The 10,028-nt window shown below is 39.6% G+C and carries 7 protein-coding genes; 3 read left to right on the top strand and 4 right to left on the bottom strand.

All coding sequences use genetic code 11. The annotated features are described in order from the left end of the window. On the top strand, positions 1-234 hold a 234-nt coding region (locus tag ACTHJT_RS02495), incomplete at its 5' end, for a zinc-binding dehydrogenase (protein WP_440236153.1). Positions 235-500: 266 nt separating this feature from the next. Here the strand turns inward: ACTHJT_RS02495 and ACTHJT_RS02490 are convergent. Continuing rightward, on the bottom strand, positions 501-1,148 hold the full coding sequence (locus ACTHJT_RS02490; protein WP_440236152.1) for a hypothetical protein: 648 nt from the start codon (positions 1,146-1,148) through the stop codon (positions 501-503). Positions 1,149-1,180: 32 nt separating this feature from the next. On the opposite strand from ACTHJT_RS02490, the gene ACTHJT_RS02485 reads away from it, so the two are divergent. Next, the gene (locus ACTHJT_RS02485) at positions 1,181-1,453 is read left to right on the top strand and encodes a hypothetical protein (protein ID WP_440236151.1); all 273 of its coding nucleotides are present in this window, start codon (positions 1,181-1,183) and stop codon (positions 1,451-1,453) included. Between the two features lie 677 nt (positions 1,454-2,130). Here the strand turns inward: ACTHJT_RS02485 and ACTHJT_RS02480 are convergent. After that, positions 2,131-7,722, bottom strand: coding sequence for an alpha-2-macroglobulin family protein (locus ACTHJT_RS02480; RefSeq protein WP_440236150.1), 5,592 nt, complete (start codon positions 7,720-7,722; stop codon positions 2,131-2,133). 206 nt (positions 7,723-7,928) lie between these two features. Here ACTHJT_RS02480 and ACTHJT_RS02475 point away from each other — a divergent pair, with 206 nt between their 5' ends. Beyond that, positions 7,929-8,264, top strand: a complete 336-nt coding sequence (locus ACTHJT_RS02475; protein WP_440236149.1) for a hypothetical protein — start codon at positions 7,929-7,931, stop codon at positions 8,262-8,264. 243 nt (positions 8,265-8,507) lie between these two features. Here the strand turns inward: ACTHJT_RS02475 and frr are convergent, their stop codons facing one another. Then, positions 8,508-9,068, bottom strand: coding sequence for a ribosome recycling factor (gene frr / locus ACTHJT_RS02470; RefSeq protein ID WP_440236147.1), 561 nt, complete (start codon positions 9,066-9,068; stop codon positions 8,508-8,510). Positions 9,069-9,100: 32 nt separating this feature from the next. Then, positions 9,101-9,808 (bottom strand): UMP kinase, encoded by a 708-nt coding sequence (pyrH, locus tag ACTHJT_RS02465; RefSeq protein ID WP_440236146.1) that lies wholly within the window; start codon positions 9,806-9,808, stop codon positions 9,101-9,103. Positions 9,809-10,028: the final 220 nt, after the last annotated feature.

Genomic DNA, 10,028 nt, shown 5'->3' with positions numbered 1-10,028 from the left:
AATAAAAGTGTAAGTTTTTCCTGGGAGTTGATGTATACCCGTTCCATGTTTGAAACCGAAGACATGATTGAGCAACACAACATACTGGTAACAATTGCAAAATTGATCGATGAGAAAAAAATATTCTCAACCTTGAAATATCCATTGAAAGGATTTTCTGTTGAAAATTTCAAACTTGCTCACGCGCTGCTGGAGAGTGGCAAGGCAATCGGCAAGATTGTTATTGAGTTTTGACAGCTGTTGGAGATTCAAGCTGTCCAGAATTTGTATTCACCGCGGCGAACCGAACTGAGATAAAAGCGTTCCCCGCGGTGAATGTAAACTCCGAAGAGCTGTATTGCCGCTAATGGGTTGTTTTATTTGCTGCAGTTATTGCAGCGACGAACTGTCCTCTACACTATACCAGCACGTAAATTAAATCTAATCATTTCGTGCGGAATATGATGAACTAAAATTAAAGTTATCAAAGGAAACAGCAATCATTAATCCTGTTGCTATCTTTAGTCTTTTCTATCAGTCCAAAACTCATCTGTGATGAAAAAAACCGTATCAATGAAATATAAAATATCATTTCTGGTTAAAACATTCTCATCATGCAAATCCTCTAAAATGATACCTAATTCAGGATTAAAATAATCATTGTTCCTGGTATTGATAAAACCATTTGATCCAAGAAAAGCTTTTACCTGATTGAGGTCTGTTCCTTGCGTAATTGAAACATACGATTGCTGAACGACCGCATACAAAACATCCTTTTCCTTTGTAAATCCGAGTAGTTCGTATGCCGTATCTGTGAAGAAATAATTATGAAATAATAGATTGTAAAAATAGTCTTTCCAGGAACTGTAATAAATCGCATCATTTAGTTTGAGAACGTGCTCTGAATCTTTCAAAAATACTCTTTGTTCGGCACCTTCACTTACATATTGAGAAAAATCAATATCATTTATCCAAAGGTCATTTTCTGAAATGAAAACTTCTAACCTCTTTGTTTCTTGTTCTCTGATTTGCTTTGTGATTTCAACTTTTGAACCTGCTTCAGCGCCATTGTTAAAGTAACTGGCGATTGTTTGGATAATTGCTCCAAACCTAACTTGGCTCTTTCCTGAAATGACATCGTGTAGTTCATATTTTAAACTATTTTGCATTTATAACAAATATACTTAAAAATATATAATTTATGAAAGCCACTTTAGGGGGAATTACCGCTAACCAGTGGTGGATACATGCACCTGCCTGCATTTATATTTCATACTACTACCCCATCTGTCTCATAAAACGGATAGATCCAGATAGCGATCGGATCCCGAATTTTGAACATCGGATATATAGTTATGTGTCTATCCATTCAAAAATCAGCCGATTCAATATCAATGCTTTTATTTTAAAAACCAATTGTCCGGATCAGGATTCTCAGGATTTAGGGGTAAAAAGGATTATTGCTGGCATGTGAGGATTCTTTCAGGACTCAATGGCTGTTTCAGGACAAGACAAACAGGCTGTTTCCTGTAGGCTCCCTGTGGTCTCCTCCCGGTCTCCGCCCAGGGTCCGCCCAGGGTGCTTCGTGAAGATTGTCATTTTTGATTTTCAGCACTTCAAAAAAAGATGTTTCTGTAAACTTATGTTAATAAAAGATGCCGCATGAAGTACGGTTTATGTATGCCTGAAGTATGCGTATAGTATCAGCATAGTATGGGTACAGTATGAGTATAGTATGAGTATAGTATGGAAGTAGCATGGAAATACCACAGTACAAGTATGCAACATGTATGACCACAGTATCACGACAGTATGCAGGACTTATTCCATGCACACAACACGCTCGCTGCACAAAAGCAGACAAGGGCCGTCATGCTCGTTTTAAGCAGCACTACAGACTTTTCATTATCACGGCAACATGATTGCATGTCCGACAGAAAAAAAGCTATAAAACTGCCTCTTATCAAGCCGTTCAGAATTTGCATTTGCCGCGGCGAATGCAATCACATATTTAACAGGGATTACAAATCCTTATTTATCTGGCTTCGGTTCGCCGCGGCGAATGCAAACTCCGAAGAACTGCATGAATAAAATTGACCAGCGGCTACAAATCCCGAACAGCTTCAATACTGTCATTACTCCTACTCCTCATCAATTCACCTTCATTCTCCGCACCGCTGTCTGCGTCTGTATCATCGGAAAATACATCAGGTTCACGGAGCATGGGTTCAGCTGATAGTGCCCTTTAAATAAAACTTTCTGACGAAGCCTGAATGTATATGAACCTTCGGGAAGATCTGTAAAGTACAGGATGATTTTATCACGGAACGTTTCGCTGTGGCTTAGCAAATCCGGATTAGACGTGATCACATCTTCCAGGGTACAGCCAGCCGCAATCGGTATTTCAACCATCACATACGAGCAGTTCGCGGCAACATTCAATTGCACGACCTGCTCAACAACAGTACCGGATTGCAATGCTGTAATTTTCTGTCCGTCCTGCTGAAAGAAATATTCAATGTCCAACCCGTCATGCTTCATGGCCGTTGTGCGGATCTGTCTGTCACTTTTTACAACATAGATGCCAGCAGCTTCGTCTATTTTTATTGTATGGCTGGTATTATTCTGGATCGTCTTTGTATAAGGAAATGCGGAAACAACAGTGTTATCAAAGGACACAACGGCAGTATTTTTCTGTACTGCGTTAAAATCTGTGAACTCCTGAATGAATAATGCCTTCACATATGTCGGCGTATACTCCGACAGACAACCTTTCTCTACCAGGCCCTTGCGGATCTGTGCAGCCAGATCAGGGAAATCATTCTTCGCTATTCTATGAAGTATAACCAGATAAAGTGCTTCGTGATCATACCAGGCTGCTTCAAATTGTGCTGCTGCATTCAAAGCCTTATTATCTAAAATTGTTTTCTCTACATATTTTTCGATCTCATTACGCGTAATTGTATCACCCTGCAGCTGGCGTATGCGCAGCTGCAGAATTTCGTCCTTGTAGTTCGCAGGTTCGGCAGATTTCAGTAAAATACCATCCATCGATAGTTTTGATTCCTCCATGAGCCAATAAGTAAAATAATCAACCTTATTGTAAGCTGCAGATTCACGCAGCCTTTTTTCCATGGATACATAAATGTTTTCGTAATCGATTCCAATACTCTTATAATACTGCTGCATCGCATACAATGCATAAGCAGAGATAGACAAGCTTGTCCTTCCGGCACCCCACCAGCCATACAGGTAATCATCATTGATATTCGATTTTAATTTGCTGTAAAAGCGTTGTGGATTTTTCCCTCCATACGAACCATTCAGCTGCATGCCTGCGATAGCGCCGATCAGTTTACTGGCTGTTTGTTCATTACATGCATATTTATAGTCCATCAATTGCTGATACTGTATACGCGCCAGATCCTGCAGGCTATTAGAAATATAAATCCTTGTCTCCAGCACGGTATCTGCCTTTGTGATATCCAATAGTGTATCACCAACCAGATATTTATACATGCCTGTATAAATATCATTACCTGCACGGTATACCGGTATAAGCCGCTGCTCACCATCTGCTTGCTTATCATCCACGAGCAATACTGATTTACAACTTACCGTATCCGCTTGCTCCGGTACATAAAAGGAGTAATGGCCATCAACAGCTATTGATTCACCAGCTGCTGTATTGTCAACACTGTTCTTAACTGTGAATGGCTTATCCGATTGTACATGATAACTGGCGCTTGCACTATCACCGGCAATGACAAACCGCGGCACATACAGTTGCACATAATTATTCAGGTAAGTAGTATTTTGAATGAATCGCACATTCAACTGGCGTTTTTTATTATAGGCTAGAATATAATTATCCCAGTGTGTCAATGCATCCGGATAGTTTGCTCGGAATGTTGCGTTTCCGTTTTTATCTGTTGTGAAAGACGGAACCCAATAGGCACGGTCATAAAAATTTGATCGCACCTGTTCGTAAGTAACGTTTTCAAATGTTTCAACAGCTGCCGTTGAATCTGCCTGACCGATCATCCTTTTACTATAACGCCCAACAACTGCAACTTCTTCATAAGCATCACTATTTGTTAAACCATGCGATATTCCCTGATAATCATTACCCAGGTAACCCGGAGAATCTTTATCCCACTTGTATGCAGGTGAATAATTATAAACTCCAACATCATCCCCTGCCCCCCAGAAACTGGATGGGCAGCATACACGGGCTCGCCCGTGTAGTGTAAAGTTGACACGCAGATTTACTTCCCATACCCCCTGGTTCAAATAGGAATAATCAGTTCCTGTAATTGCCTTGTTCCATAGTACTTCCAGGCCTACACTTTCGGTGTACGGAATCTGATAATATTTTAATGCTGCACCAACAGGTATGGAAGCCGCGCGGTTCTTACCCGACACATCCAATCGCTGCTGGCCGCTGATACCCGACCCAAGTGATAAAGAAAAATCATATCCTTTTACTAAAGAATACCAGCCCATTAAACCGATTTTCGCATATGGATATTGATATGGTTGTGATGCCGACAATGCTGTTTCACCATAACTGAAACGAAGTTCTCCGCGCAGGTTGCCAGAAAGCTGTTTACCAATAGCTGCTCCAAACTGGTATCCTGTATTTAATCCCTGCGACTTGGTATCCATGATATTAAATCCCCCATACACACTCCAGTAGATGTCTCTGGCGTATCTTCTGCGCCTTCTGCTATAATACGAATCGGAGTATTTTGATCTATACAACATCGTAGCAGGCGGGTAACGAAGTGTTTCATTCGAATAAAGATCAGCTGCTGTTTTTTCTTTTATTTGCTGGGTACAAACATCACTGATTATTTCTGTAAAATAATTACCTGTGCCGTCAATTTGCACGGCATGCTCATTTATCAACTCTCCTTTCGCATTAAAAAACTGAAGCGTATATGCACCTGCAGCAGCAATGTTAAATTTTGAAAAATCCACATATGTATAATAACTACTCCTGTTTGAATCAACAGCAATAACTCCTCTATCATTAAATAGTTTTATAATTGTTTCATACTTGAAATAATAGCGCACATATAAATCAGCATACATTTCAGGTTTACTCAGGCCAACCGTACTGTTGTAAAAATCACAAGGCTCATTTTGTAAAAGATATACCGGCCGTTCAAGGGCTTGTAATTCGGTCATATCAATGCCGGCCTGGTACTTCGAAAGGTTTACAAAGCGCTGGCGTTTCAGATAATCGTACTCTGTTTTATTAAAAGCAGAATCAGCCGAATAAACAATTACAGTATCTCCAGGGTCAGCAATAACATGCAGATCCTTGTCTGCATTGATGATATTTTTAATTGAACGGATGCCTGAATAAAAATTCGTTTTTGTTACAAGATCGAATTCATATTTACCCTTAATGAAATACAAATACGGGTTCAATGTTTCAATCTCCTCTTCTGTCAGGCGTTTCGGGCGGGATTGTCTGCGGAATTTATTTTTTGCAATACGATCAATCGGTATGAGAATGTTATTTTTAAATCCTCCGTACACAAAAATACTATCCATATAGATCGTCTCATCCGGCAAACGGATTTCATAGGAATGATAACCTGGGGTAGTATAAAAAGATTGAACGGATGTTCCGCCATTATCGGACCAATACACAGGCTTATCGTCTTCAAATACATAACCGGGGCGAATACTGATGTCTCTCTTTTGTACATAGATAAAAGCCTCGGTCATCGAATCGGCAGGTTCGGGAATAAGAAAATAATTAACACTGTCTTTATGTAAAAAACGATAATACGCATCGTATACATTTTTAAGAATTAATGTATCTCCGGTAGTGGTACTGATCTGTCTTCCGCTTTCCGCGTACTCATTTGCAAACATATCATAATCATATGAAATCAGTTCCTGCGGCCCGGGAATTTCTTCATGCCCCAAACGACTGTCAACCGCCAGCGCAGTAAGATTTACACCGCTAAGTGGTTTATTATTGATATCCCGCACATGCACGTTTCCCTGCACAGCCTCCCCGGGCTGAATCGTATCCGGAAGTGCTGCATCAATTATCAATGATTGATAATCCGGACTGATCAATAAACGCTTCTGGAAATATTCTCCCTGAAACAAATATTCGCAATACAGCATTTGATTTTTTTCCAACGGAATCTTAAATGCCAATTCAGCATCATCTTTCCGGAATAAGAATTTACTGGCTTCATTTTTTACTGACAAGGGTAATTTAAATGGATTATGTATCTGAACATTGATCGCATTCTGCTGAACTGTATAGGTAAAATCAAGCGGATCACTCTCAACCCCTTCGATATCCACTTCTATGTGCGTTTGTCCAACCAGAAACGCCCGCGGCATTTTCTGGTACTGCAGATCTACCGCATAAGGAAAGGAAACAGGCAGGGTATCTTTTTCATAATAACCCCTGCCATAAATTGCAAAACCTGTTGTCGGAGAAACGGATGTCGCATACGGATTAAATTCTATTACGTGGCCTTTCAGGACATGCGTCATTACAACAGGCCTGTATGAATAATCAAACTCCTGTTTTATTTCTTCTGTCAATCCATTGTTGCTTACCTGTACCGTAAGGTTCATTTCATATTTTCCATATGGCAGCCCGGGCATTTTGGTTTTGTAGATATACGCTGTATGTCCATCTGTCTGAATACTATCTCTTATTTTCCAGTAGGGCACATACATTTCCTCCGGGCCAGTGAGCCGGACAGATGTAGGTTCGATGTTGAGATAAATATATCCGCCGTTGAGCGGATCACCCTGGGGTGTTTTACATTGTACGGTAACCGTCAGCGAGTCCTGATACTTTTCGTCAAAATCAATATCCGCATCCAATAAAAAATCGTCCAGCTTATAATCTTCAATATCAAAATAAGTAATTCGGGATCTGCTTTTCTGATCCATGTAAATCCGGTATTGCTGATCTACCGGTAACGTATCGGGCAATACAAAGTAGGTTATATAACTGCCATACGCGTCTTTTTTAATCTTCTTTTCAAAGACTGTTGTAAACCGGTAGTTTTTATTATATCCTAATTCAATTTTTGTTTTTTTAGGCAACAAAGACCATGAAAAATATCCTTTCATAAACACCGTATCACCGATGTGGTATTTGGATTTATCTGTCAGTATAAAACCTTCTTCACCTTTACTCTCGTACAACTTTTTGCTGTATTTTGTTTTATCAACGGTCCTGGGTACTTCTACAAAAAACAATTCTTCTTTGTATTCGATCATTAGACGCTTATTATACAGTTCACGCGGGATGACATAATAATATCCATTGTGCTGGAGCTGAATCTTTGTTTCGCCGTTATAAAACTGCAGATCCTGTAACGACTGGTGTGTAACATTTTTCACTGCAACGCCAAGTTCACCGGGTGTTTCAATTATATAGGACGTATGCGCATCGCTGCTGATAAAACGTGCACGAACGAACTTTTCTTCCGGAGATAATAATATATACCTTCCGGTTTCATACTTCCCCGGAACCTGATCAAATACGGTTAAGCTATCTATGGGCTTGCTTAGGAAGTCTTTTGTATAGACTTCCTTGTATTGACCGGAATGAATCTTCCAGGCTTGCGCCCGGGTAACGGCGTAAATATATCTGTACGGTGGCTTCGTGGCTTTAATTTTCGTTTGCTGGGCAAAAGAAAAAACGGAAACAAAAAGCAATAAAAACGGAATCAAAAATCGCAACATAGAATGGGGATTAACATGCATAGATGTATACAGTTAAATGTAAAAAAGTAATCTCAGGGGAACAAAAAAGAAGGGTAAAATTAATGCTGTATACTGGAGTATTGGTATTCTTTGCACTTGTGACAAACAAAGAATCTTGAAATTGATTAACCTGCATAGGGGATTCTTTGCTCTTACTTGTCATACGAATATCAACCACTTAAACTATGAACAAAATTTTATTCTATTCAATCATTTTATCCGCAGGCATTTTTGCAAGCTGTCAAAAAGAAGACAATAAACCTGAACACAATATATTAGTTATTGTTAATCGAAGCGGAAAAACAACCGTTACCCAGGCGTTAACCAATACCGATATTTCAGGTTCTTTTGATCCTTCCTTTAATGTTGAAGCAGCAACACCATCCGATGATTATCATTTATATATTGGTCAATTCAGAGCTTACGCGCCACCGAATATAGTATTTACTTCCAACCCTTATAGCAATGACATACATATGTCTATGAACAGTACAGCATTAGGTGGCTGGATAGCAACGTGAGGCAATGTAACTACTGAAACAAAAAGCGGTTCACCTATGTTTATGAATGGCGGAACAAAATTTATGAAGCTCACATTGCACAATGTGCAATTTACAAATCAAAATCCCGGTGATACCATTTGGGTTAGCGGTATTATAAATACGTATCGTAAATAAGTTCATTTTCAATTCATAAAACAGATAAAAAAAAGAGTCGCACTTTACAGCACGACTCTTTTTTAATTTTATCATTCAATTGACAACTTATACCGTCATCAATTCTTTTTCTTTTGCAGCAACCAATGCTTCAAGCCTGGCGGTTGTATCGTTGGTTAAAGCCTGCACAACTTCTTCCGCTTTTTTCACTTCATCTTCAGAAGCACCGTCTTTCAATAATTTTTTCAATTCGTCGTTTGTTTCCTGGCGGATCTTACGGATACGCACTTTACCGCTTTCGCCTTCAGCCTTGGTTTGTTTAACCAGGTCTCTGCGTCTCTCTTCTGTAAGCGGCGGAATGTTTATGCGGATCAGGTCACCATCATTCTGCGGGTTGAAACCCATGTTTGAATCACGGATCGCTTTTTCGATCGTTGTTACCATTGATTTCTCATATGCCTTGATCGTGATTGAACGCGGTTCAGGAACTGAAACTGTAGCCACCTGAGCCAATGGTGTTGACGCGCCATAGTATTCAACCATCAATCCGTCGAACATGTTTGGCGAAGCTTTACCGGCACGGATCTTTGATAATTCAAGTTCTGTATGTTTGATAGCTTTCTGCATGCTATCCTTTGCCTCGTCTAAGTATAAATTAATTTCTTCCATAATTGAAATACTTTTATAATGATCTGTTATTCTTATAAGCTTACTAATGTTCCTACGCTATCGCCTTCCAGTACTTTCAATAAGTTACCCGGTCTGTTCATATCAAAGATGATGATCGGCAGATTATTTTCCTTGCATAATGTAAACGCCGTCATATCCATAATATTCAAGCCTTTCGCATATGCTTCGTCAAATGAGATGTTTGAATAACGTGTTGCTGTAGGATCTTTTTCCGGATCGGCGGTATAAACACCATCCACACGTGTACCTTTCAATACCACTTCGGCTTCGATCTCAATGGCACGTAAGCTGGCAGCTGTATCGGTTGTGAAGTACGGGTTACCGGTACCGGCACCGAACATCACAATACGTCCTTTTTCAAGGTGGCGGATCGCTCGTCTGCGGATGAATGATTCACATACCTGTTCAATTTTAATACCCGACATCAATCGTGTATCCAGACCAATATTTTCAAGCGCGCTTTGCAGAGCCATGCAATTGATCACCGTTGCAAGCATACCCATGTAATCGCCCTGTACACGGTCAATCCCTGTTGCAGCAGCTTCAATACCTCTGTAAATATTGCCTCCGCCAACAACAATAGTGATTTCTACCCCTCTATCAGCAATGGCTTTAATTTCACTTGCATAGCGAATAAGAACTTGGCTGTCAATACCATACTTCTGTTCACCCATCAGTGATTCACCGCTCAATTTCAAGAGTATACGTTTATATTTCATAGTTCTTTATTTTTCAAATGCTGCGACTGGTTTAGTTCATTAAACTAAAAATGCCAAATCTTACAAATATATATCCATTTTGGTTAATTGGAAAATTGAAAAGTCTATATCAGGCTTCATTTTTAAGGAAAATATCAACATTCAGGTATGAAAACTCTCATAAAAGGTCTCAATCAAAACGAATTACAATTTCAACATCTTTTTTTACCAAAACTGCATC

The sequence above is a fragment of the Cytophaga sp. genome, assembly GCF_051961495.1.
Classification (GTDB): domain Bacteria; phylum Bacteroidota; class Bacteroidia; order Cytophagales; family Cytophagaceae; genus Cytophaga.
Note: the sequence above shows the minus strand (reverse complement) of the source record. Positions and strands in the feature narration are given on the sequence as shown.

Coding starts and splice junctions, on each gene's coding strand:
- ACTHJT_RS02480 (WP_440236150.1), bottom strand. CDS start 7,722: ATGTTGCGATTTTTGATTCCGTTTTTATTGCTTTTTGTTTCCGTTTTT.
- ACTHJT_RS02475 (WP_440236149.1), top strand. CDS start 7,929: ATGAACAAAATTTTATTCTATTCAATCATTTTATCCGCAGGCATTTTT.
- ACTHJT_RS02485 (WP_440236151.1), top strand. CDS start 1,181: ATGAAAGCCACTTTAGGGGGAATTACCGCTAACCAGTGGTGGATACAT.
- ACTHJT_RS02490 (WP_440236152.1), bottom strand. CDS start 1,148: ATGCAAAATAGTTTAAAATATGAACTACACGATGTCATTTCAGGAAAG.
- frr (WP_440236147.1), bottom strand. CDS start 9,068: ATGGAAGAAATTAATTTATACTTAGACGAGGCAAAGGATAGCATGCAG.
- pyrH (WP_440236146.1), bottom strand. CDS start 9,808: ATGAAATATAAACGTATACTCTTGAAATTGAGCGGTGAATCACTGATG.